The organism is Pseudomonas tohonis (assembly GCF_012767755.2).
GTDB classification, from domain to species: Bacteria; Pseudomonadota; Gammaproteobacteria; order Pseudomonadales; family Pseudomonadaceae; genus Metapseudomonas; species Metapseudomonas tohonis.
In genome coordinates this window covers 3,265,717-3,289,670 of sequence record NZ_AP023189.1, presented here as the reverse complement: position 1 = coordinate 3,289,670, position 23,954 = coordinate 3,265,717, and the positions used below count along the sequence as shown (strand labels likewise).

Genomic DNA, 23,954 nt, shown 5'->3' with positions numbered 1-23,954 from the left:
GCATACATGGAATTGCTCAACGCCACCCGCCTGACGGCCGCCTACACCCAGGGCCTGGCCCCCGACGGGCGCGAGTCCCTGGTGGTGGTCGCCAAGGGCACCTTCGACCTGCCGCTCGATGGCAGCGAGGCGCGCCTGGCCGAAGTCCAGCGCCCGCTGCTGATGGCCGACGAATACGTCGGCGAGCCCGGCCTCTCGGCACCGCGCCAGGAAATGGACTTCGCCCCGGTCAAGCCCTTCTGCGACGTGCTGGTGATGGGCAAGGCCCACGCCCCCAACGGCCGCCCCGCCACCCAGATCACCGCCGGCATCCGCGTCGGCCGGGTCAGCAAGGCCTTCAGCGTGCTCGGCCCGCGCCAGTGGCAGCCGGGCATGCTCGGCGCCAGCCCCGGCGTCCCGCAGCCCTTCCTCGAGCAGGACATCGGCTACGCCCACGCCTTCGGTGGCCGCCACGCCATGGCCGACCGCCCGGACTTCGCCGAGACCTACCTGCCCAACCCGGCCGGCATCGGCTGGTACCCCAGGAGCGCCGGCACCGCCGGGATCGTCGGCATGCCCATGCCCAGCACCGAAGCCCTGGGCCAGCCCATCGACAGCCCGCACGGCGACTTCACCCCCATGGCCCTCGGCCCCATCGGCCGCCACTGGCCACCGCGCATCGGCTACGCCGGCACCTATGACGAGGCCTGGCTGGCCGACCACTTCCCCTTCCTGCCGCCGGACTTCGACACCCGCTACTACCAGGCCGCCCCGCCGGACCAGCAGACCGAGTACCTGCAGGGCGGCGAGGACGTGCTGCTGCTCAACCTGACCCGGCAGGAACGCGCCGGCTTCAAGGTGCCGAGGATGCAGGTGCCGGTGACCTTCTTCCTGAAGAAGGGTGGCCACGAGACGGTGCAGGCGGTGATCGACACGCTGGTGGTGGACACCGACGCCGGCAAGGTCGAGATCACCTGGCGCGCGAGCCGGGCGTTGAGGCGGAACATGTTCGAGATGACGCAGGTGCTGGTAGGCGAGAAATCACGAGCCTGGTGGCGCGCCAAGGCCCTTGGCAAGGACTACTACCCGTCACTTGCGTCGCTGGCCGCTGCCCGGGACTTCGATGCGCAGGAGCAATCTCAATGACCAGCTTCTGCGTACTCGGCTCCGGCATGGTGACGGCTGTCGGCCAGGACTCGCCCTCCAGCTGTGCGGCCATTCGCTGTGCCATCGACAACTTTCAGGAGACCCGCTTCATGGACAGCGGGGGCGAATGGCAGATCGGCTCGACAGTCCCTCTGGAACAGCCCTGGCGAGGCCGGGTCAAGCTGGTCAAGATGGCCGCCAGGGCGATAGCCGAGGCGGTACGCAGCGTGCCAGGCTGCCAACCCGAGCAAACGCCGCTGCTGCTGGGTCTGGCCGAGGCCGAGCGTCCCGGCCGGTTGGCGAACCTCGATATCAGTCTGCTGCAAGACATCCAGCGAGAGCTCGGCATCGAGTTTCATGAAGCATCCAGTGTTATCGCACGGGGCAGGGTCAGCGGCGCCGTGGCGCTGCTCAACGCCCGCAAGCTCCTCGCAACGGGGCATCGCTACGTACTGGTTGCCGGTGTCGACTCCTTTCTCGATGCATCGACACTGTCGTCCTATGACAAACGGGAACGCTTGCTGACCAGCCGCAACTCCAACGGTTTCATACCCGGTGAAGGAGCTGCCGCTGTCGTACTTGGCCTACCACGCCTCGATGACAAGCCACAGCTGGCCTGCATCGGCCTGGGTTTTGGCATCGAGCAGGCCCACATCGAAGCGCAAGACACGCCGTTGCGAGCCGAAGGCCTTACACAGGCCATCCGGGCCGCTCTCGCCGAAGCGGGCTGCGGCCTCGAAAGCATGGACTACCGGCTGACGGATCTATCCGGGGAGCAGTACTACTTCAAGGAAGCGTCCCTGGCGATGAGCCGGAACCTGCGGGTGCGCAAGGAGTTCTTCGATATCTGGCATCCGGCGGACTGCATCGGAGAGTGCGGCGCGGCCATCGGCCCTGCAATGCTTTCAGTTGCACTGGCCGCCTCGCGCAAAGGCTATGGCGAAGGCCCCAATATCTTCTGCCACCTGGGCAACGATGCGGGACAACGTGCCGTCGTCCTCTTGAGCTACCAACATGTGAGGGCTGCCTGATGGCCAACCAGGTTTTCGCCAACAACATGGAAGTGTCCTGCAAGTCGGCAAGCGGCAAGTCCATCGCCTGCTTCCCCGACGTCTGCTTCACGCCTCCGCAGGCGCCGCCCACACCCACCGGCGTGCCCATCCCCTACCCCAACACCGGGATGGCCAGCGACACGACCAATGGCACTCGCACGATCAAGATCACCGGCAAGGAAGCGATGCTCAAGAACAAGAGCTACTTCAAGACCAGTACCGGTGACGAAGCGGGCTGCGCACCGAAGAAAGGAGTCGTCACCAGCAAGATAAAGGGAAAGGTCTACTACACAGCCTGGTCGATGGATGTGAAGTTCGAGGGTGAGAACGTAGTCCGCCACATGGACCTGATGACACACAACCATGCATCGATGCCCGGCAACACACCGACCTGGCCCTACCTCGACGAGATGGCCGTGTCCAAGGAAGAAGGCCCCTGCAAGGACGACATCAAGAAGGAAAAGGAGGCGTGCAAGGAATTCACCCCGCACAAGGCGGACGGGCCGAGCCCCTGCCCTCCCGATGGCAAGCCCTCGACCAAGGATGAAGCCGACGCCTATGCGGACAAGACTGCCGCCAAGGAGTGCCTTCGGGCCCGCCGCTGCCAGTTGAGCCCTTATGCACCTACTGGGAAACAGCCCGGTTGCTGCCCGGGTCAGACCGGGCACCACGTGGTGGAGGCCGGCTCGTTCTACAACGTGGGGCGAGGCGGCTCGAACTCGACGGCTATCGAGGGGACCGCGAACTACAACGCCGACAAGGCACCTTGCATCTGCGTGGAAGGCTGCAACCAGTACCACGGCACTCACGGGCTGATGCACACCTACCAGAGCACCGCCGCGCTCAACAGCGGAGCCACCACCCAGGCCCTGCCACTTGAAGGCGGGAAGCAGACTTCCGTCGTCAGCCTCACCTACAAGCAGGCAAAGACATTCGGTGTCGATGCAGTAGGCAAGAGCTTCCCGGAGTCCAAGTGCGATCCCGCCTGCCTTGAGGCGCAGCTGGACGCTTACCACAACAAACAGGGCATCGACGACTCGACGCAGTGTCGCTCCATTGCCACCGGTTACAAGGGAGACGAAGCAGAGAAGGCAGCCAATGCCGCCGTCGTAGCTCGCTCGTCCCGCCTCGCTGCCGCATCCGCATCCGCACCGAGCGGCCGATAATTTCTTGGGAGAAATTGATGACTCTAGGACTCAACACCAGACACACCTACGTATCCGGCTGCGTGCGCTATCACGACCTGGCCTACACCGCTTCGCAGGACGACGCCGTACCGGCGGATGTGGAACACAGTCACTTCCATGAGATCGATGGCAGCAAGCTTGGTTACATCGGTGCAGTGACCTGGGCCACGGCCAGCATGGCGGTGAGCAAATTCCCCCATGAGCAAATGATCGCCATGTCGGCCCACGGTGAGGTGAAGCTGTTCGGCAGTGGGAAGCAGAGCGACGAGCAGATCACCACTCCCGATGGTTCTCCGGAAACGCGAGGGCTGCTCAGAAAGCTGCGCACCATCGAGAACCGCACGTACGCCGTCGGCATGGGGCGCCAGGTATATCGCCGCGAGAACGAAAACGACTGGCGTTGCCTCGACCGGAACATTCGCCCTGCCATCGGAGAGGTCAAGGGCTTCGAGTCCATCGACGGCTTCTCGGCTTCGGACATCTACGCGGTGGGTTGGGATGGCGAGATCTGGCATTTCGACGGACAGGATTGGGATCAGAAAAGCAGTCCGACCAACGTCGTGCTGACCAATGTCCTCTGTGCCGGAGACGGCAATGTCTACATCGCGGCTCGTCAGGGACTGCTGATCCGCGGCCGTGGTGACAGCTGGGAGAGCATCGAGCACGAAAGCATGGACGAGGATATCTGGGACCTCGCCTGGTATGGCGAGTCCCTTTATCTGTCGACGTACAGAGGCTTGTTCAAACTGGCAGGCGACAAACTGGTACCCGTCGACTTCGGTGCTGACAAGGCCTGGACCACCTATCACCTGAGCGCCGCCGATGGCGTGCTCTGGTCTTTCGGCAAGAAAGACGTAATGGCCTTCGACGGCCAGACGTGGACCCGGATCGACTGATGATCCCCATCGTCCTCGAGCAGCACGCCGAAGAGGCCGGCTTCCTCGCCGGCCTGCGCGACTACGCCGTGCGCGCACCGCACTACGACCTCAAGCACCTGCAGACCCTGGATGGCCGCATCGAGGCGCACCTGGACGGGCTGCTGATCGCCGGGCTCCAGGGCCTGGACCTGTTGCTCAAGGAGCTGCATCCGCTGGCCACCGGCGAGGTCTTCGCCGCCACCGCGCTGGCCTTCCTGGCCGGCAACGGCCCGGCGCTGTCCACACTCGCCGAGCACCTGCGCAAGGCGCCCGACGGCGAGCGGGCCTTCACCGCCGCCCTCGGCTGGCTGGAGTGGGAAAAGGTCGAGCCCTGGATCGAACGCCTGCTCTCATCCCAGGAACCGCTGTTCCGCCGCCTGGGCCTGGCCGCCTGCGGCATGCACCGCCGCGACCCGGGCCCCGCGCTGATCGCCGGGCTCTCCCATGCCGACCCGGGCGTGCTGGCCCGTGCCGCGCGCACGGCCGGCGAGCTGCGCCGGCGCGACCTGATGCAGACCATCCGCGCCCACCGCCTGCATGCCGACGAGGCGGTGCGCTTCTGGGCCAACTGGGCGACGGTGCAGATGGGTGACGAAGAGGCCCTGGGCCCGTTGCGCCTGCTGGCCGAACAGCAGGGCGTGTTCCGCCTGCGGGCACTCGATACCCTGCTCTGCTGGCAACCTCGCGAAGCCAGCATCGCCTGGCTGCGGGGGCTGATGCAGAGCCCCGAGCACCGGCGCCTGGTGATCCAGGCCACCGGCCTGTTCGGCGACCCGGTGACGGTGCCCTGGCTGATCCAGCAGATGCGCGAGCTGCCCTATGCCCGCGTGGCCGGCGAAGCCTTCACCCTGATCACCGGGGCGGACCTGGCCGAGCTGGACCTGGAGCTGAAGGTGCACCCCGACTACGACGCCGGGCCCACGGACGACCCCGAGGACCCGAACGTGGAGATGGACCCGGACACCGACCTCGCCTGGCCGGACCCGGCGCGGGTGGAAGGCTGGTGGCAAGCCAACCAGGAGCGCTTCACCAGGGGCAGCGGCTACCTGCTGGGCCAGCCCCTGAGCGAAGCACGCTGCCTCGAGGTGCTGCGCACCGGCTACCAGCGCCAGCGCATCGCCGCCGCCTGCGCCCTGGCCCGCTACATCCCGACCCGACCGCTGTTCCCCACCAGCGCCCCGGCCTTGCGCCAGCGCCAGCTGCTGGGCGCCTGACCCGGCACGGGGTCAGGCCTTCAGGAAGCGCAGGATCGATTCGACGATCATTTCCTTGTGACGCGCCTTCACATCGGCCTCGTTGAGGTCGATGGCGAAGATCGCGCCCAGGGTGTGGCGGTTGGAAACGCGGTAGAAGCAGAACGACGACATCAGCAGGTGCACGTCCATGGCCTGCACACCGGCCCGGAAGGCACCCGCCTCGACGCCACGCCGGAGGATGTCGTCGAGGCTGGTGAGGATGGTGACGTTCAGCGAACCGATGGCATCGGACTCGCGGATGTACTGCCCGTGCTGAATGTTCTCGATGCTGACGATGCGCACGAAGTCGACGTTGCGGTCGTGGTGGTCGAAGGTGAACTCGACCAGGCGGCGGATCGCCTCGCGCGGTTCCAGCTCCGCCAGGTGCAACTGCGCCTCGGTGTGGCGGATGTCGCCGTAGAGCTTCTCCAGCACCCGCAGGTAGAGCTGCTCCTTGCTCTCGAAGTAGTAGTAGATCATCCGCTTGGACGTCTGGGTGCGCTCGGCGATGGCATCGACGCGGGCACCGGAGAGGCCCTGCTGGACGAATTCGACGACGGCCGCCTGGAGGATGTTCTCGCGGGTCTTCTCCGGGTTGTTCTTGCGGCTCTTGCGGGGTGTCTCGACGGGCAGATCAGCGGTGATGGTCATACGGGACTCAGGCCAATGCATACCGGCCGGATTATGGGCCGGTCGCCTTCCCGAAGGAAGCGCGGCCGGCCCATCGGCAGGAGCCGCCTACGGGCCCTGGCCGGAACGTCATGGCCGGGCTATCAGGCCGATCTCAACGCCCCATCACCGGCTCAGAGCTTCGCCTGGCGCACAGCACCGCTGCGCGCCTTGGCCATGGCCGCCAGGCGCACCGCGACGTTGGCCGCACCGTAGCCGACATAGCCGCCCTTGCGCTGCAGCAACTCGAAGAAGAAGCGCCCCTCGAAGGGCTCGGTGTAGACGTGGAACAGCTCGCCCCCCTGCGCATCGCGGTCGTAGAGCACGTTGTAATAGGCCAGCTCGCTGAGGAACTCGTCGTCGAAGTCGAAGCGCGCGGCCAGGTCGTCGTAGTAGTTCAGGGGGATGTCCAGCAGCGGCACGCCGGCGTCCTTGGCCCGGGCGATCTCGGCGAACAGGTCGTCGCAGGCGAAGGCGATGTGGTGCACGCCCGAACCCCGGTAGCTGGATAGCGCGTGGGAGATGGCGGTGTTGCGGTTCTCCGAGATGTTCAAGGGCAGGCGCACGGTGCCGCAGCGGCTGCGCAGCGCACGGCTCTTCACCAGGCCGTAGGGGTCGGGCAGCACCACCTCGTCGTCGGCCTCGAAATCCAGCAGGCCCTTGTAGAACAGCACCCAGCTGTCGAGCCCGTCGGCCGGCAGCGCCATGGCCATGTGGTCGATGCGGGTGAGGCTGCCGCCGGGCCGTGCGGTGGCGTCCAGGCGGAAATCGCTGTCGTAGATGGTCTGGCCCGGGACGGAGGGCTCCACCAGGTAGATCAGGCTGCCGTCGGGGGCGCGCACGGCGGGGATCTCCCGCTCGTTGGGGCCGACCAGGCCGCGATAGGGCTGGCCACGGTAGGCCCGCGCCCGCTCTAGGGCCGAGGCGCTGTCCGCCACGCGCAGGGCCGTGGCGCAGAGCGACGGGCCGTGCGCCTCGAAGAAGCCGTGGGCGAAGGAATAGGGTTCGGCATTGAGCACGATGTTGATATCGCCCTGGCGCAGCAGGCTGACGTCCTTGGACCGGTGCTGGCCGGCGCGGGCGAAGCCCAGGCGCTCCAGCCAGTTGGCCAGCCGCGCGCCCTGCTCGCCGTCGACGGCGAACTCGAGGAACTCCACGCCGTCGTAGCGGCCGGCCGGCGGCGGGGCGAACAGCAGGTCGAGGTCGGCCGGCGGCGTCGGGTCCTGGCGCAGCAGGTCGCGGGTCTTCTCCTCCAGGTACAGCAGCGAGCGCAGGCCGTCGGCGGCGTTGGCCCGGGGCGGCGCGGCGCGGAAGCCGTCGTTGAAGATCTCCAGGGACAGCGGACCGCGATAGCCGCTGCGCAGGATGGGCGCGAGGAAGCCCGGCAGGTCGAACTCGCCCTGCCCCGGGAAGCAGCGGAAGTGGCGGCTCCACTCCAGCACGTCCATGGCCAGGATCGGCGCGTCGGCCATCTGCACGAAGAAGATCTTCTCGCCGGGAATCTCGGCGATGGCGCGGGGATCGCCCTTGAGCGACAGGGTATGGAAGCTGTCGAGGATCACGCCCACGGCCGGGTGGTCGGCCTGGCGCACCAGGTTCCAGACCTGCTGCAAGGTGTTGACGTGGCGGCCCCAGGCCAGGGCCTCGTAGCCGATGCGCAGGCCACGTGCGCCGGCGTGCTCGCCGAGCAGGCGCAGGTCGTCCACCAGGATGCGCTCATCGCCCAGGGAATCGGCGGCGACGTTGCTGCACACCAGCACCAGGTCGGTGCCCAGTTCCTGCATCAGGTCGAACTTGCGCTGGGCGCGGTCGAGGTTCCTCTGCAGCCGGTCGCGGCGGCAGCCCTCGAAGTCGCGGAACGGCTGGAACAGGGTGATGGCCAGCCCCAGGTCGGCGCACAGCTGGCGCACCTCACGGGGGCTGCCGGCGTAGTAGAGAAGATCGTTCTCGAAGATCTCCACGCCGTCGAAACCGGCGGCGGCGATGGCTTCGAGCTTTTCCGGCAGGGTTCCGCTCAACGAGACGGTGGCAATCGAACGCTGCATGCTTGAGCTCCTGGCAAGGGCGCCGGTTCTGCGACCGGCGGCATGGATGGCCGACACGCCTCCCGATGCGAGGCCGGGATTTTGCGTGGAGGCCGTAGCGCAATCGATTATTCGTAGCTAAAGTCCGCCCAGCAATTGAAATGTACGAACTGGTTAGTTTTGTGTTCGATTACCGAACAGAAGGCCGGTTATCGAATTGACGGTATTTCGCTCGCTGCGCAACCATCTTCACCACATTGCAACCCGCCGCCGGTGCAGCCTGCTGAAAACACCACGGCAAAACGCAATCGAAACCCAGCGTCACCACATAACAATTTCAAGAATCGGGTAAATCCTCATGCTCACTCCAAGCCGCCTCACCGCACTCCTCCCCCCGCCAGCCCCGGCGCGACTCGAACCCCGGGCGCGAACAGCCTAGCCATCCCCGGCAGCACTCCCCGAACCAGACCGGTCAACCCGGCACGTGCCCCCGAGGGCACCGCCAGTCCGGCCAAGCCTGCGTGCACGTCAGTCGACCCGGCACAATACCGGTCGAGCCCGCTTGCCCGACGTACAGACAAGAACAACGGAGACAACGATGGCTACTCCCTCAAGCTCCCAAGCCAAGAAAGCAACTGCCAGCGGGTGGATAGGCTCCGCCCTCGAGTACTACGACTTCTTCATCTACGCCCAGGCGGCGGCGCTGATCTTCCCGCAGATCTTCTTCCCCTCCACCGACCCGAAGATCGCCATCGTCGCCTCGCTGGCCACCTACGGCGTCGGCTACCTGGCGCGCCCGGTCGGCGCCTTCGTCCTCGGCCACTGGGGCGATACCCGGGGCCGCAAGAACGTGCTGCTGCTGTGCATGTTCCTCATGGGCATCTCGACCATGGCCGTGGGCCTGCTGCCGACCTACCACGACATCGGCATTCTCGCGCCGGTGCTGCTGGTGATCCTGCGCCTGGTCCAGGGCTTCGCCGTGGCCGGGGAGATCTCCGGGGCCAGCTCGATGATCATGGAACACGCCCCCTTCGGCCGGCGCGGCTACTACGCCAGCTTCACCCTGCAGGGCGTGCAGGCGGGTCAGGTCATGGCCGCCGCGGTGTTCCTGCCGCTGGCCTACTTCATGCCCAGCGACGCCTTCAACGAATGGGGCTGGCGGATTCCCTTCCTGCTCAGCGCCCTGGTGCTGGTGGCCGGCTACATCATCCGCCGTGAAGTCCACGAGACCCCCGCCTTCGTCAACGAGGAGTCGCAGCAGAAGGTCGCCAGGTCGCCGGTCGCCGAAGCCTTCCGCCACAGCTGGAAGAACATGATCCTGGTCACCTTCATGGCGCTGATGAACGTGGTCCCGGTGGTCGCCACCATCTTCGGCGCGGCCTACGCGGTGCAGCCCGCCTATGGCATCGGCTTCGACAAGAGCGTCTACCTGTGGATACCGGTGGTGGGCAACATCGTCGCCGTGCTGGTCATCCCCTTCGTCGGCAACCTCTCCGACCGCATCGGCCGTCGCCCGACCATGATCGCCGGTGCGCTGGGCTCCGGCCTGCTGGCCTTCGCCTACCTCTACGCCATCAGCATCCAGAACGTGCCGCTGGCCTTCGGCATGTCGATCCTCATGTGGGGCATGGTCTACCAGGGCTACAACGCGGTGTTCCCGAGCTTCTACCCGGAGCTGTTCCAGACCCGCTACCGCGTGTCCGCCATGGCCATCTCGCAGAACATCGGCACCATGCTCACCGCCATGCTGCCGGCGCTGTTCGCCGCCGTCGCCCCGCCCGGCTCGGACAACGTGCCGGTGATCGTCGGCAGCCTCGCCTTCGCCATCACCTGCCTCTGCGCCCTCGCCGCCTACCTGGCGCCCGAGACCTACCGCCTGCAGATGGAGGACCTCGGCAAGCCGAACGCCAAGCCGATGGACAAGACCCAGTACGACAGCAGCCGCCAGGACAGCCTGCGCGTCGCCAGCCACTGATCCGCCGGGGCTCTCGCGAGCCCCACCCACCCCCGGACCGCACCCGCCCTTTCGCGCCCCTCGGCGCGGAACGGGCACCCCATGCCTGACAACAACAAGCAAAGAGGCACGCCCGCCATGCAACAGCTTCACACCGACCGCCTTTCCCGCGCCCGCCTGCCACTCGCCGTCGCCCTGGCGATCGCAGCCGGCGCCGTATCCGCCGCCGAAGCCGGCTTGGTCGAGGACACCACCGCCACCCTGACGGCGCGCAACTTCTACATGAATCGCAACTTCGTCGGCTCCAGCACCCAGGACCAGGCGGAGGAATGGACCCAGAGCTTCATCCTCGACGCCCGCTCCGGCTTCACCCAGGGCACGGTGGGCCTGGGCGTCGACGTACTCGGCCTGTATGCCCTCAAGCTCGACGGCGGCAAGGGCACCCGTGGCACCCAGCTGCTGCCGGTGCATGACGACGGGCGCCCCGCCGACGACTTCGGCCGCCTCGGCGTGGCCGGCAAGATGCGCCTGTCGAAGACCGAACTGAAGGTCGGCGAATGGATGCCGGTGCTGCCGATCCTGCGCTCCGACGACGGCCGCTCCCTGCCGCAGACCTTCGAGGGCGCCCTACTGACCTCCAGGGAACTCGACGGCCTGACCCTCTACGCCGGCCGCTTCCATGGCAACAGCCCGCGCAACGACGCCAGCATGGAAGACATGTCGCTCAACGGTCGCGCGGCCTTCACCTCGGACCGCTTCGATTTCGCCGGCGGCGAATACACCTTCAACGAAGGCCGCACCCTGGTCGGCGCCTGGCATGCGCAACTGGAAGACATCTACCGGCAGAACTACCTGCAACTGACCCACAGCCAGCCCATCGGCGACTGGACCCTGGGCGCCAATATCGGCTGGTTCAACGGCAAGGAAGACGGCAGCGCCCTGGCCGGCGACCTGGACAACCGCACCTGGTCGGGCCTGTTCTCGGCGAAGATCGGCGGCAACACCTTCTACCTGGGCCTGCAGAAGGTCAGCGGCGACGATGCCTGGATGCGCGTCAACGGCACCAGCGGCGGCACCCTGGCCAACGACAGCTACAACTCCAGCTACGAGAACGCCAGGGAGAAATCCTGGCAGTTGCGCCACGACTACAACTTCGTCGCGCTCGGCATCCCCGGCCTGACCCTGATGAACCGCTACATCCACGGCTCCAACGTGCACACCGGCAGCGTCACCGACGGCAAGGAATGGGGCCGCGAAAGCGAACTCGCCTACGTGGTGCAGTCCGGCACCTTCAAGAGCCTGGCGGTGAAGTGGCGCAACTCCAGCCAGCGCCGCGACTGGGGCAACACCAACAGCTTCGACGAGAACCGGCTGATCGTCAGCTACCCCTTCTCGCTGCTCTGAAGCCCACCTTCATCCTCGTTGCTGCAAGTCCCTCGCCCGTCCTCGTGACGGGCTTTTTTATGGGGTGGATAGACCCGCGAAACCCGGCGCAGGGGGCGCCCACCCCGTGGGAGCGAATTCATTCGCGATGGAATGCCAGGCCTCCACTTCCAGGTACCTGCGGCGGGTCTTTCGCGGCTGAAGCCGCTCCCACAGGGGGCTGCGCCACCGTGCCCGATCAAAAACACCACCGGTGCGTAGGGTGGATGGCGCTTTTTCATCCACCGGGCGGTGCCGCCGGCGAACTCGGTGCGAGGGCAGCCCTGCGGCCTGCCTGGCGAATGAATTCGCCCCTACAGGTGCCACGGGGCAGGATAGGCCGCACATACAAAAACGCCGCCCGGGTGCGTGGCCCGGGCGGCGTTTGCATGGCTTGCGGGTCAGTCCTGCAACGACTCCACGCCCAGCTCATCCCACACCGATTCGGCCAGGTGGAAGGTGGCGTTGGCGGCGGGGATGCCGCAGTAGATGGCGCTCTGCATGATCACTTCCTTGATCTCGTCGCGAGTCACGCCGTTGTTCTTCGCGGCGCGCAGGTGCAGGCGCAGCTCGCCCTCGCGGTTCATGCCGATGAGCATGGCGATGGTCACCAGGCTGCGGGTGTGGCGCGGCAGGCCCGGGCGCGTCCAGATATCGCCCCAGGCGTGGCGGGTGATCATCTCCTGGAACTCTTCGTTGAAGGGCGTCAGGTTCTGCAGGCTGCGGTCGACATGGGCATCGCCCAGCACCGCGCGGCGCACCTGCATGCCGGCTTCGTAGCGCTCTTTCTCGTCCATCGGTGGTTCCTCGCTAGCCCTTGGCGTTCAGGAAATCCAGCACCCGGCGGGTGAAGGCTTCGCCGGCCTGGACGTTGGACAGGTGCGCAGCCTGGAACTCGACCAGTTCCGCACCGGCGACATGCGCCTGCAGGAATCGGCCATGCTCGGGCGTGGTCACCGCATCGCCGCTGCCGCAGACGATCAGGGTCGGCGCGCGGATGGCGCCGAGTCGCTCGCGGAAGTCGGCGTCGCGCACCGCCGCGCAGTTGGCGGCGTAACCCTGGGGCGAGGTCTGCGCCAGCATGGCGACGATGGGCTCGACCTTGCCCGGTTGCGCCTCGGCGAAGTCCGCGGTGAACCAGCGGGCGATGGAAGCGTCACGCAGGGCCGCCATGGCCGCCGGGCCGTCGCGCAGCACCGTCTCGATACGCGGGTTCCACACATCCGGGGTGCCGATCTTGGCGGCGGTGTTGCACAGCACCAGGCGCTGGATGCGCTGCGGCGCCTCGATCGCCAGCCACTGGCCGATCAGCCCGCCCATGGACAGGCCGCAGAACGAAGCCTGGGCGATATCCAGCGCATCCAGCAGGGCCAGCACGTCGCGGCCGTTCTGCTCGATGCTGTAGGGGCCTTCGGTGACCAGGGACGCGCCATGGCCACGGGTGTCGTAGCGCAGCACGCGGAAGTGCCGGCTGAAGGCCGGGACCTGTGCGTCCCACATGTGCAGGTCGGTGCCCAGCGAGTTGCTGAGGACCAGCACCGGCGCGTCGGCCGGGCCTTCGAGCAGGTAGTTCAGGTCGCCATCGGCGAGTCGTACGGCAGGCATGCAAAGGCTCCTAGCACAAAAGGTTCTGATGCTCGGCCACGGCGCGATCGACCCAGCGACGCGCCTGCCCGAGGTAATGGGCCGGGTCGAGCAGGCGGTCCAGCTCGTCGGCGGAAAGGTGCGCGGCGACCTCGGGATCGGCGCCGAGCGTGGCCCGCAGGTGCGCGCCCTCCTTCACCGCCTGGCGGCAGCACTGCTCCACCCGGTGGTGGGCGGCGTCACGGCCGATGCGCTGGGCCAGGGCGATGCTCACCGCTTCGGCCAGCACCAGCCCATGGGTCAGGTCGAGGTTGTGGCGCATGCGCGCGGCATCCACTTCCAGGCCCGGCACCACCAGCAGCGCCTGCCGCAGGGCACCGGATACCAGGCAGCAGAGCTCCGGCAGGGTTTCCCATTCGGCGTGCCACAGGCCGAGGCTGCGCTCGTGCTCCTGGGGCATGGCGGCCAGCAGGGTCGCCACCAGCCCCGGGGCCCGGGTGGCGGCGCCGATCAGCACGGCGGCGCTCACCGGGTTGCGCTTGTGCGGCATGGTCGAGGAGCCGCCCTTGCCCGGCGCGGCGGGCTCGAAGACTTCGCCGGCTTCGGTCTGCATCAGCAGGCTGAGGTCGCGCCCCAGCTTGCCCAGGCTGCCGGCGATCAGCCCCAGCAGCCCGGCGAACTCCACCAGGCGGTCACGCTGGGTGTGCCAGGGCTGGTCGGGCAGGTTCAGCGACAGCTCGGCGGCCAGCGCTTCGGCCACTGGCCAGGCGTATTCGCCAAGGGCGGCGAGGCTGCCGGAGGCACCACCGAACTGCAGGCACAGCAGGCGCGGCTTGAGCTCGGCCAGGCGCTGGCGATGGCGGTTGATCGCGCCCAGCAGGCCGGCGAGCTTCATGCCGAGGGTCACCGGGGTGGCCTGCTGCAGCCAGGTACGCCCGGCCAGCGGGGTGTCGGCGTGGCGTTCGGCCTGCTGTGCGAGGGCGTCGCCCAGGGCTTTGAGGTCCGCCTCGATCAGGCCGACGGCGGCACGCAGTTGCAGCACCAGGCCGCTGTCCATCACGTCCTGGCTGGTGGCGCCCAGGTGCACATGGCGCTCGGCCTCGGGGCTGCTCGCCGCGATGCGCTTGCCCAGCGCCTTGACCAGCGGGATCGCCGAATTGCCGGCGCTGCCGATGGCCACGGCCAGGGTGGGGAAATCGTAGAGCTCGGCCTTGCAGGCCGCCTCGATGACCGCCACCGTCTCGGCAGGGATCACCCCGACACGGGCCTCGGCGCGGGCCAGGGCGGCCTCGAAATCCAGCATGCCCTGCACCCGGCCCCGGTCGCAGAAGATCGCGCGCATGGCCGGCGCGGTGAAGTAGGCATCGAAGAGTTGGTTGCTCGGGCTGTTCAAGCCAGTGCTCCGGAAATCAGGAAGGTGAATCGTTTTATAGCAGCCGGCCGGTCACGACCAGCCTTTGCGCACTCAACAGGCATAGCGAGCACAGACCGCTTCGTCGGATGAGTCATGGTGGGCTGAAGCCCACCCTACGACTGCATCCCCCAACCAGCCGTAGGATGGGTAGAGCGGAGCGAAACCCATCACGTGCCTCGCAGCACCACGGAACGTCCCTACGGCTGCGCCGCGCACAGCAGGCGTAGCGAGCGCAGGCAGGTCGGGGGCGGCCAGCGTGCAGCAACCGGAATGTACGGCTGTACATGAGGATTGCGAGCACTGCCCAACCCCGAGATGCCAAGCGCAGTAGCCTGTCACACCCGTTCTATGGCCAGGGCGAGCCCTTGCCCCACCCCCACGCACATGGTGGCCAGACCGAGCTTGCCGCCGGACTTCTCCAGCTGGTGCAACGCGGTCTGCACCAGGCGCGCGCCGCTGGCGCCCAGGGGGTGGCCGAGGGCGATGGCGCCGCCGTTGGGGTTGACCCGGGCGTCATCGTCGGCGAGGCCAAGGTCACGGGTCACAGCCAGCCCTTGGGCGGCGAAGGCTTCGTTGAGTTCGATCACGTCGAACTGGTCGATGCCCAGGTTCAGGCGCTCCAGCAGCTTGCGCACCGCCGGCACCGGACCGATGCCCATGACCCGTGGCGCCACGCCGGCGCTGGCCATGCCCAGCACTTTCGCGCGCGGGGTCAGGCCGTGTTTCTTCACAGCCTCGGCGCTGGCGAGGATCAGCGCCACGGCGCCGTCGTTGACGCCCGAGGCATTGCCGGCGGTGACGGTCTTGCCTTCACCGTTGACCGGTTTCAGCCTGGCGAGGGCCTCGAGGGTGGTATCCGGGCGCAGGTGCTCGTCGGCATCGACCACGGTGTCGCCCTTCTTGCCCTTGATCACCACCGGGACGATCTCCTCGGCGAAGAAGCCCTCGGCCTGGGCACGACCGGCACGCTGCTGGCTGCGCAGGGCGAAGGCGTCCTGGTCCTCACGGCTCACCCGGTAGTCGTCGGCGACGTTGTCGGCGGTCTGCGGCATGGCATCGACGCCGTACTGGGCCTTCATCAGGGGGTTGATGAAGCGCCAGCCGATGGTGGTGTCCTCGATCTTCTGGGTGCGGCCAAAGGCGCTGTCGGCCTTGCCCATCACATAGGGCGCGCGGGACATGGACTCGACGCCGCCGGCCAGGGCCAGCTCCATCTCACCGGCGGCGATGGCGCGGAAGGCGGTGCCCACCGCATCCATGCCCGAGGCGCAGAGGCGGTTGAGGGTGACGCCGGGAACGCTTTCCGGCAGCCCGGCCAGCAGCAGCGCCATGCGCGCGACGTTGCGGTTGTCCTCGCCGGCCTGGTTGGCGCAGCCGAGGAACACTTCGTCGACTTCGCTCCAGCGCACCTGTGGGTTGCGCTCGATCAGGGCCTTGAGCGGGATGGCCGCCAGGTCGTCGGCACGTACCGGCGCCAGCCCACCGCCGAAGCGACCGATGGGCGTGCGCACGGCATCGCAGATGAATACGTCGCGGCTCATTCCTCACCTCCCTGCTGGCCGTGGGCGGCGGCGGTGCGGGCTTCCAGGGCGCGCAGCGCGGCCAGTTCCTCGTCGTTCGGGGCGAGGGTCTCGCTGACGCTGTCGGCGAAGCGGATCGGCCAGCCGGTGGCCTCGACCACCTGCTCGCGGGTCACCCCCGGGTGCAGCGAGGTGACGATGAATTCGTGGGTGCCGGCTTCCGGCTCCATGATGCACAGGTCGGTGATGATGCCCACCGGGCCCTTGCCGGGCAGGCCGAGGCGCTGGCGCGAGTCGCCGCCTTCGCCATGGCCGACCGAGGTGACGAAGGCCAGCTTGTCGACGAAGGTGCGATGGGACTGCTTGAGGATGATCAGCACTTCCTTGGCGGAACCGGCGATCTCCGGCGCGCCGCCGGCACCCGGCAGGCGCACCTTCGGGTTGTGGTAGTCACCGATCACCGTGGTGTTGATGTTGCCGAAGCGGTCGACCTGGGCGGCGCCGAGGAAACCGACGTCGATGCGCCCGCCCTGCAGCCAGTAGCGGAAGATCTCGCCGGTGGGCACCACGGTGTCGGCGGTCTCGGCCAGCTCGCCGTCGCCGATGGACAGCGGCAGCACCGTGGGCTTGGCACCGATGGGGCCGGATTCGTAGATCAGCACCACGTCCGGGGACGAGGTCAGGCGCGCCAGGTTGGCGGCCTTGGACGGCAGGCCGATGCCGACGAAGCACACCGCGCCGTTCTTCAGGCGGCGGGCGGCGGCGACGGTCATCATTTCATTGGTGCTGTAGCCGGGGGTGGAATGGGCGCTCATTGCTTGGCCTCCGCAATTTTCTGCTGGAACTGGGCGAAGTCCTCGGTGCCACGGATGTAGTCGTCGATCCAGGCGCTGAAGGTCTCGCGGTCGCGGGCGATCGGGTCCCAGGCCTGATAGAAGCGGTTGTCGCGCTCGTAGTAGCCGTGGGCATAGGACGGGTGCGCGCCGCCGGGCACGTGGCAGACGGCGGTCAGCGCCCAGGTGGGCAGCACGCAGGCGTTCATCGGCGCATTCAGGTCGTCGACGATCTCTTCCACCGTGACGATGCAGCGCTTGGCGGCCAGGGCGGCTTCCTTCTGCACGCCGAGGATGCCCCAGAGCAGCACGTTGCCCTTGCGGTCGGCCTTCTGTGCGTGGATCACGGTCACGTCCGGGCGCACCGAAGGCACGGCGGCCAGCACTTCACCGGTGAAGGGGCAGGTCACGCTCCTGATCAGCGGGTTGACCTTGGGCAGGTCGGAGCCGGCATAGGCGCGCAGCACCGCGAACGGCAGGCCCGAAGCACCGGCCACATAGGAGTTGGCCAGGTCGGCGTGGCTGTGTTCCTCGATTTCCAGCGCATGGGGCCAGCCCTTCTCCACCGCGTCACGCAGGCGGTGCAGGGAACCGACACCCGGGTTGCCGCCCCAGGAGAACACCAGCTTCTTCGCGCAGCCGGCGCCGATCAGCAGGTCGTAGACCAGGTCGGGCGTCATGCGCACCAGGGTCAGGTCGCGCTTGTTCTGGCGGATCAGCTCGTGGGAAGCGGCGGTGGGAATCAGGTGGGTGAAGCCTTCGAGGGCGACGGTGTCGCCGTCGTTGACGAAGCGCTCGACCGCTTCGCGCAGGGAGATGATTTCAGCCATGTCGATCTCGTTCTGTTATCCAGGGCGGAAGGTTCGCCGGGTGATGGAAAGCTACCGCTGGCCCGACCGGCGAACAATCCGATAATCGACTATTCGTTCGATAATCGAACAACTATGTACCTTGCTAAGCATTTATCCCGAGTGCCGCCTGCCGTCGGAACCGCCGCGCCGTCCCTGGCGCCACGGGGCTTGCCGCGATCTAGAACAGCGTCCAGGTGTAGCTGAGGATCAAGCGGTTCTCGTCGATGTCGGTGCGGTAGTTGGAGCGTGCGGTGACGTTGCGCACCCGCACGCCCAAGCCCTTGAGGGCGCCGCCCTGGATCACGTAGCCGAGGTCCAGGTCGCGCTCCCGGTCCTTGCCTTCGTAGCCGAGCCCGGTGTCGACGTTATCGCCGGTGATGTAGCGCGCACTGGCCACCAGGCCGGGCACGCCGAGGGCGGCGAAGTCGTAGTCGTAGCGCACCTGCCACGAGCGCTCGTCGGCATAGGCGAACTCGAAGGTGGGCACCTCGTTGCCCAGGGGGGTGACGTTGGCGAATACCCGGGGGAAGGCGCTGTCGCCGTACATGGCCTGGTAGCCGATGTAGAAGGTGTGGCCGCCGCGCCTGGCCGAAAGCAGGGAGAAGAAGGCCTGGTTGTCGATGGCGCCGATGAGCTTCTTGCCGTCTTCGGCCGAGACGTAATAGCCGATGTTGGCTCCCAGCACCCAGTTGCCCAGCGGCTCGCTGTGCTTGAGGCCGAGGAAACGCTGCGCGTAGATGTCTTCCAGCTGCGCGTACCAGGCGCTCAGGATGGTGCGGTTGCCGTTGAAGGCGTAGTCCGCCCCGGCGTAGTTGAAGGCGTCGCTGCTGGCCTGGCGCTGGGGCTTGTGGCCGAGCATGGCCTGCAGCTTGTCGTCCCCGGCTTCGTTGCGCAGGCTGGTGGAGGCGAGATGGCCACCCTGCAGGGTCAGCCCGGCGATTTCGCTGGAGGTGATGCTCGCCCCCTGGTAGCTCGGCGGCAGCAGGCGGATATCGCTGAACGCCAGCACCGGCAGGTTGGGCTGCAGCTCGCCCACCTTCAGCTCGGTTTTCGACAGGCGCATTTTCACCGCCACGCCCAGGCGGCTGTAGTCGTCGGCGGCACGGCCGTCTTCCTGCACCGGCAACAGGCCGGTGTTGACCCGGTCCGGGCTGCTGTCCAGCTTGATCCCGAGGGTGCCGATGGCGTCCAGGCCGAAGCCCACGGGGCCCGCGGTATACCCGGACCTGACGTTGAGGATGAATCCCTGGGCCCACTCCTCCGCCCTGGATTGCTCCGGCCCGCGGATATCGGAGAAGTCGCGGCTGAAGTAGTAGTTGCGGGCCTGCAGGGTCGCGCTGAAGCCCGCGAGGAAACCCGACTCGGCGGCCTGGGCCAGGCTCGCGCCGACACCGGCGGACAGCAGAACGCACAGTTTGCTCGAATGCTTGGTCATGTCGTCACTCTTGTTTTTATTGGGACGGAACTCCCCCAGGCCCCGCCAGGGAGCCTCACACAGGCGTGGGGAGGTGGTGCGCCGGTCGCGGACAGCTGCCGCGAGAACTCCGGCGCCGGATGGATCAGGGATGGGGTTCGAGAACCTCCTCCCCTTGCGGCACCGCCTTGGGCGCGCGGCGCGCCGTCAGCAGCAGGTGGGCGACGATGCCGAAGATCAGCCCCCAGAACGCCGCCGAGAGGCCGAGGAAGGACATCCCCGAGGCGGTGACCAGGAAGGTGATCAGGGCCGCCTCGCGGTCCTCCGGCACCGCCATGGACCCGGCCAGGGCCCCGGCGATGGCGCCGAACAGCGCCAGGCCGGCCAAGGCCGCGATCAGCTCCCCGGGCAAGGCGCTGAAGATCGACACCAGGGTGGCGCCGAAGAGGCCCAGCAGCAGGTAGAACACCCCGCCCGCCACGCCGGAGACGTAGCGCCGGGCCGGGTCCTCATGGGCCTCGCGGCCGGTGCAGATGGCCGCGGTGATGGCCGCGAGGGTCAGGCCATGGCAACCGAAGGGCGCCAGCAACAGGCTGCCCAGGCCACTGGCGGAGATGATCGGGCTGGCCGGGGTCGGGTAGCCGGCGTTGCGCAGCACCGCGACACCGGGGACGAACTGCCCGGTCAGGGCCACCATCACCAGCGGCAGGGCGATGTTGAACAGGCCGTGCCAGGAAAAGCTCGGGGTGACCCACTCCGGCGTGGCGAGGCCGATCACCAGGGCCGAGGTGTCGAGCCGGCCCTTGCCGGCGGCGATGGCGCAGCCCACCAGCAGCACCGCCATGACCGCATAGCGTGGCGACAGTCGCCGCACCAGCAGGTAGGTGATGAACATGGCCATGACCAGCGCCGGCTCATCGTCGAGGGAGGTGAACAGCCGGGTGCCGAAGCTGAACAGGATGCCCGCCAGCATGGCCGCCGAGATGGCCGCCGGGAGCTTGCCGACGATGCGGTCGAAGGCCCCCGACAGCCCCACCGCGAGGATGATGGCGTTGGCCATGACATAGGCCCCCACCGCCTCCCCGGGGCTGATCCCCGGCAACATGGACACCAGCAGCGCGGAACCTGGTGCCGACCAGGCGATGATCACCGGCACCCTGTAGCGCAGGCTGAGGACGATCCCCAGCAGGCCGCTGCCAATGGAGATCGCCCAGACCCAGGAGGACAGCAGCTCGGCCGGCATGGCCGCGCTCTCCGCTGCCTGGAACACGATCACCAGGGGACCTGCGTAGGAAATCAGGGTGGCGATGAAGCCCGCCACCACGGCGGACAACGAACAATCCTTGAACAGGCTGGGCATACATCCTCCGGGCCGGTTGCGGGGCGACCTGTCAGGCTCAGGCGGCCGGTGCCAGGGGCGCGACACCAGGCTCGCGCTGATGCACGAAGCACATGGCCAGGGCGGCGATGGCGCCCGGAATGGCGAAGGCCATGAAGTTCAGTTGCAGCGGCAGGTTGATGCCCAGCAGCGCGCCCCCCAGCAGCGGGCCGACGATGGCGCCGTTGCGGCCGATGCCGGACGCCCAGCCCAGGCCCGTGGAGCGGAAGGCCAGGCCGTAGAACTGCGCGGCGGTGGCGTAGAGCAGGATCTGCGTGCCGATGGTGGTGGCCCCGGCGATGCCGATCAGGAGGTAGAGCACCGGGGTCGGGCTCTTGAAGCCGAGCAGGCTGATGGAGACGGCCGCCACCAGGAAGAAGGCCACCACCACCTTGGGCAGGTTGTAGCGATCCCCCAGCCAGCCACCCGCGATGGCACCGAACATGCCGCCGAAGTTCAGGGCGAGCAGGAAGGACAGGCTGGAACCCAGGCTGTAGCCGGCGTTGGCCATCAGCTTCGGCAGCCAGGAACTCAGTGCATAGACCATCAGCAGGCAGCAGAAGAAGGCCACCCAGAGCATCAGGGTGCGCAGGCCACGGCCCTCACGGAACAGTTCCAGCACCGGCGTGCCCTGGGCTTTCACCTCGTTGAGCAGCAGCTCGTCCTGATCACCGATGCGTGCTTCGGGGTCGATGCGCTGGAGAATGGCGCGGGCCTTGTCCACCCGGCCCTGGCGCAGCAGGAAGCCGACGGACTCCGGCAAGTACCAGAGGATCAGCGGTAGCAGCAACAGCGGCAGCAGCGCGGCGAAGAACATCGCCTCCCAGCCGAAGCGCGGCAGCATGTAGATGCCGACACCGGCCGAGAGCATGCCACCCAGGGAGTAGCCGCTGAACATCACGGCGACCAGGGTGCTGCGCAGCCGTTTCGGCGCGTATTCGTTCATCAGCGCGACGACGTTGGGCATCAGCCCGCCGATGCCGAGGCCGGCGACGAAGCGACAGATGCCGAACTCGGTGGGGGTGGTGGCGAAACCGTTGAGCACGGTGAAGCCGGAGAAGAGCACGAAGCAGACGGCGATGCCCTTCTTGCGGCCGATCCTGTCGGCCAGGGAACCGAAGACCAGGGCGCCGAACATCATGCCGAACAGCGCGTAGCTGCCCAGGGCGCCGGCTTCCAGTGGGGTGAGGCCCCACTCCTTCATGAGCACGGGCAGGACGACGCCGTAGATGAACAGGTCGTAGCCGTCGAAGATGAGCAGGAGCGCGCACCAGCACATCACCATCCAGTGAAAGCCGGAGAAGCGCGCGTTGTCGATAACGCTGTGAACGTCGATTTTTCGCATGGCATGGGTCTCTTTTGTTTTTGTTGTTGAGGTGCTGCGTGGCCGGGCGCCTGGCGGTGCCCGGCCCATCATTGCCCTGGAACTTCGGGATGTGGGGCGCTCTCCTTCAGCCCTGGTCACCCCCGCCCACCGGCAGGGTCACGCCGGTGATGTAGGAGGCCTCGTCGGAGGCCAGGAAGAGGATCGCGCCCACCTGCTCGTCGAGGGTCCCGTAGCGTTTCATCAGGGTGCTGTCGAGGGTCTGGTCGACGATCTGCTGGTACCAGACCTTCTCCTGGGCGCTCTGCTCCGACGTGTTGCGCGGGATGCGCCGGGGTGGGGCCTCGGTGCCGCCCGGGGCGGTGGCGTTGACGCGGATACCGCGCTCGGCGTTCTCGAACGCGAGGCAGGCGGTCAGTGCGTTGACGCCGCCCTTCGCCGCGCCGTAGGGCACGCGGTTGAGGCTGCGGGTGGCGATGGAGGAAACATTGACGATGGCCCCCGCGCCCCGCTCCAGCATGTAGGGCAGCGCGGCGTGGCAGCACCACAGGGTGGGGAACAGCGAGCGGCGCACTTCCGCCTCGATCTCGTGCGCCTGGTAGTGCTCGTAGGGCTTGGCCCAGATGGTGCCCCCGACGTTGTTGACCAGCACGTCGAGGCGGCCGAAGCGTGCCACCGCCGCCTCCATCACCCGGCTGCATTCGGTGTAGCGCTCGAGGTCGGCGGTCAGCGTCAGGACCCGGCCCTCCCCCAGCTGCTCGCGCAGTTCGAGGACCAGCTCGGAGCGGTCCACCGCCACCAGGCTCGCGCCCTCCTCAACCAGGCGCTCGGCGACGCGGCGGCCGATGCCCTGCGCCGCGCCGGTGACCAGCGCGACCTTGTCCTGGAATCTCTTGTTCATGGCAATACACCTCAAAGTGGGCAATGGCGATTCGTAGGTTGGGCCGAGCTGCGCGAGGCCCGTCGATCCAGGCGTCGGGCTTCGCTGCGCTCTGCGCCAAGCTGCGTCCGCAGTACCGTCAGGCCGCGCTGGCGGCGAACTTCTCGTAGTAGAAGTTCGCCGGCTGCACGCCCTGCTCGCGAATGAACCGGCTCACCGCCTCCACCATCGGCGGCGGGCCGCAGAGGTAGATGTCCACGTCGCCCTCGTTGAGGTGCCCGGGTGCGATGTGCTCGGTGACGTAGCCCTTCTGCGGGTAGCTGCTGTCGGGGCTGGCCACGCAGGCGCTGAAGGTGAAGTTGGGGATGCGCGCGGCGAAGGCTTCCAGCTTGTCCAGTTCCACCAGGTCGAAGTCGTGGGTCACGCCGTAGATCAGGTGCAGGGGATGCTCGCTGCCCTGCTCGGCGATCTTCTCCAGCATCGCGGTGAAGGGGGCGAGCCCGGTGCCACCGGCCAGCAGCAGCAAGGGCCGGCGGATGTCGCGCAGGTAGAAGCTGCCCAGGGGGCCGGCCAGGGTCAGCTGGTCGCCGGCCTTGGCCAGGCCCGTGAGGAAGCTGCTCATCAGGCCGCCCGGCACGTTGCGGATCAGGAAGCTGACCTCGCCGCCCTTCTGCAGCGAGCTGAAGGAATAGGCGCGGGACTGCTCGCTGCCCGGCACCTTGAGGTTGACGTACTGCCCCGGCAGGAAGGCCAGCCTGGCCAGTGACTCGCCCTTGATGGACAGGGCGATGGTGCTGTCGGAGAGCTGGCGCACCTCGCTGATGGCCGCCTCGAAGCGGGCCTGCTGGGTCTTGCAGAGGTCGGAGGACGCCGGCACCCGCACGACGCAATCGCTTGCCGCGCGCATCTGGCAGGTGAGCACGTACCCCTGGGCGGCTTCCTCCTCGCTGAGGGCGTCCTCGATGTAGTCCTGGCCCAGGTCGTAGCGGCCGGCCTCGGCAAGGCACTTGCAGGTGCCGCAGGCGCCGTCACGGCAGTCCAGTGGGATGTTGATGCCCTGGCGATAGGCCGCATCGGCCACGGTTTCGCCGGGGCTGGCGTCGATGAAGCGGGTTACGCCGTCTTCGAAGGTAAGCGCGATCTGGTGAGTCATGTCTGTCTCCGCGAAGCA

20 protein-coding genes are annotated in these 23,954 nt (G+C 67.5%); 7 read left to right on the top strand and 13 right to left on the bottom strand.

Features of this window, described 5'->3' with window-relative positions:
• The first annotated feature begins 6 nt into the window (after positions 1–6).
• The 5 genes from HSX14_RS15060 to HSX14_RS15040 are packed head-to-tail and all read left to right on the top strand — an operon-like array spanning position 7 to position 5,495.
• Positions 7–1,125 carry a DUF2169 family type VI secretion system accessory protein gene (locus HSX14_RS15060; RefSeq protein WP_173178648.1) on the top strand — a complete coding sequence of 373 codons (1,119 nt, stop codon included), beginning with the start codon at positions 7–9 and terminating at the stop codon, positions 1,123–1,125.
• The gene (locus HSX14_RS15055) at positions 1,122–2,156 is read left to right on the top strand and encodes a beta-ketoacyl synthase N-terminal-like domain-containing protein (RefSeq protein WP_173178649.1); all 1,035 of its coding nucleotides are present in this window, start codon (positions 1,122–1,124) and stop codon (positions 2,154–2,156) included. The genes HSX14_RS15060 and HSX14_RS15055 overlap by 4 nt, the downstream gene beginning before the upstream one ends.
• Positions 2,156–3,343, top strand: a complete 1,188-nt coding sequence (locus tag HSX14_RS15050; RefSeq protein WP_173178650.1) for a PAAR-like domain-containing protein — start codon at positions 2,156–2,158, stop codon at positions 3,341–3,343. Before HSX14_RS15055 ends, HSX14_RS15050 begins: the two co-directional genes overlap by 1 nt.
• 17 nt (positions 3,344–3,360) lie before the next feature.
• Entirely contained in the window at positions 3,361–4,260 is a 900-nt protein-coding gene (locus HSX14_RS31200; RefSeq protein WP_173178651.1) for a beta propeller repeat protein, read from the top strand.
• Positions 4,260–5,495: a TIGR02270 family protein gene (locus HSX14_RS15040; RefSeq protein WP_173178652.1), complete on the top strand. Its 1,236-nt coding sequence runs from the start codon at positions 4,260–4,262 to the stop codon at positions 5,493–5,495. Before HSX14_RS31200 ends, HSX14_RS15040 begins: the two co-directional genes overlap by 1 nt.
• Before the next feature lie 12 nt (positions 5,496–5,507).
• On the opposite strand, the gene HSX14_RS15035 is transcribed toward HSX14_RS15040, so the two are convergent.
• Positions 5,508–6,167, bottom strand: coding sequence for a TetR/AcrR family transcriptional regulator (locus HSX14_RS15035; RefSeq protein WP_173178653.1), 660 nt, complete (start codon positions 6,165–6,167; stop codon positions 5,508–5,510).
• Positions 6,168–6,319: 152 nt separating this feature from the next.
• Complete coding sequence (gene quiC, locus HSX14_RS15030; RefSeq protein WP_173178654.1) at positions 6,320–8,230, bottom strand: 3-dehydroshikimate dehydratase QuiC; 1,911 nt, start codon at positions 8,228–8,230, stop codon at positions 6,320–6,322.
• 577 nt (positions 8,231–8,807) lie between these two features.
• Between quiC and HSX14_RS15025 the strand changes: the two genes are divergently transcribed.
• Positions 8,808–10,184 carry an MFS transporter gene (locus HSX14_RS15025; protein ID WP_173178655.1) on the top strand — a complete coding sequence of 459 codons (1,377 nt, stop codon included), beginning with the start codon at positions 8,808–8,810 and terminating at the stop codon, positions 10,182–10,184.
• Positions 10,185–10,301: 117 nt separating this feature from the next.
• Positions 10,302–11,567, top strand: a complete 1,266-nt coding sequence (locus HSX14_RS15020) for an OprD family porin (protein ID WP_173178656.1) — start codon at positions 10,302–10,304, stop codon at positions 11,565–11,567.
• Between the two features lie 419 nt (positions 11,568–11,986).
• Here the strand turns inward: HSX14_RS15020 and pcaC are convergent, their stop codons facing one another.
• From pcaC to benC, 11 genes are all read right to left on the bottom strand, one after another.
• Positions 11,987–12,382 (bottom strand): 4-carboxymuconolactone decarboxylase, encoded by a 396-nt coding sequence (gene pcaC, locus HSX14_RS15015; protein WP_043245095.1) that lies wholly within the window; start codon positions 12,380–12,382, stop codon positions 11,987–11,989.
• A 13-nt stretch (positions 12,383–12,395) separates the two neighbouring features.
• Positions 12,396–13,190: a 3-oxoadipate enol-lactonase gene (pcaD, locus tag HSX14_RS15010; RefSeq protein ID WP_173178657.1), complete on the bottom strand. Its 795-nt coding sequence runs from the start codon at positions 13,188–13,190 to the stop codon at positions 12,396–12,398.
• 10 nt (positions 13,191–13,200) lie between these two features.
• Positions 13,201–14,511 (bottom strand): 3-carboxy-cis,cis-muconate cycloisomerase, encoded by a 1,311-nt coding sequence (locus tag HSX14_RS15005; RefSeq protein ID WP_230428057.1) that lies wholly within the window; start codon positions 14,509–14,511, stop codon positions 13,201–13,203.
• A gap of 407 nt (positions 14,512–14,918) precedes the next feature.
• Entirely contained in the window at positions 14,919–16,124 is a 1,206-nt protein-coding gene (gene pcaF, locus HSX14_RS15000; RefSeq protein ID WP_173178659.1) for a 3-oxoadipyl-CoA thiolase, read from the bottom strand.
• Entirely contained in the window at positions 16,121–16,918 is a 798-nt protein-coding gene (locus tag HSX14_RS14995) for a CoA-transferase subunit beta (protein ID WP_173178660.1), read from the bottom strand. The genes pcaF and HSX14_RS14995 overlap by 4 nt, the downstream gene beginning before the upstream one ends.
• On the bottom strand, positions 16,915–17,766 hold the full coding sequence (locus HSX14_RS14990) for a CoA transferase subunit A (protein WP_173178661.1): 852 nt from the start codon (positions 17,764–17,766) through the stop codon (positions 16,915–16,917). The genes HSX14_RS14995 and HSX14_RS14990 overlap by 4 nt, the downstream gene beginning before the upstream one ends.
• 199 nt (positions 17,767–17,965) lie before the next feature.
• Positions 17,966–19,222: an OprD family porin gene (locus tag HSX14_RS14985; protein WP_173178662.1), complete on the bottom strand. Its 1,257-nt coding sequence runs from the start codon at positions 19,220–19,222 to the stop codon at positions 17,966–17,968.
• A 124-nt stretch (positions 19,223–19,346) separates the two neighbouring features.
• Positions 19,347–20,561 carry a benzoate/H(+) symporter BenE family transporter gene (locus tag HSX14_RS14980; RefSeq protein WP_173178663.1) on the bottom strand — a complete coding sequence of 405 codons (1,215 nt, stop codon included), beginning with the start codon at positions 20,559–20,561 and terminating at the stop codon, positions 19,347–19,349.
• Between the two features lie 37 nt (positions 20,562–20,598).
• Positions 20,599–21,924, bottom strand: a complete 1,326-nt coding sequence (locus HSX14_RS14975; RefSeq protein ID WP_173178664.1) for an MFS transporter — start codon at positions 21,922–21,924, stop codon at positions 20,599–20,601.
• A gap of 106 nt (positions 21,925–22,030) precedes the next feature.
• Positions 22,031–22,804 (bottom strand): 1,6-dihydroxycyclohexa-2,4-diene-1-carboxylate dehydrogenase, encoded by a 774-nt coding sequence (locus HSX14_RS14970; protein ID WP_173178665.1) that lies wholly within the window; start codon positions 22,802–22,804, stop codon positions 22,031–22,033.
• Positions 22,805–22,922: 118 nt separating this feature from the next.
• A complete protein-coding gene (gene benC, locus HSX14_RS14965) occupies positions 22,923–23,936 on the bottom strand; it encodes a benzoate 1,2-dioxygenase electron transfer component BenC (RefSeq protein ID WP_173178666.1) in 1,014 nt (337 codons plus the stop codon).
• Positions 23,937–23,954: the final 18 nt, after the last annotated feature.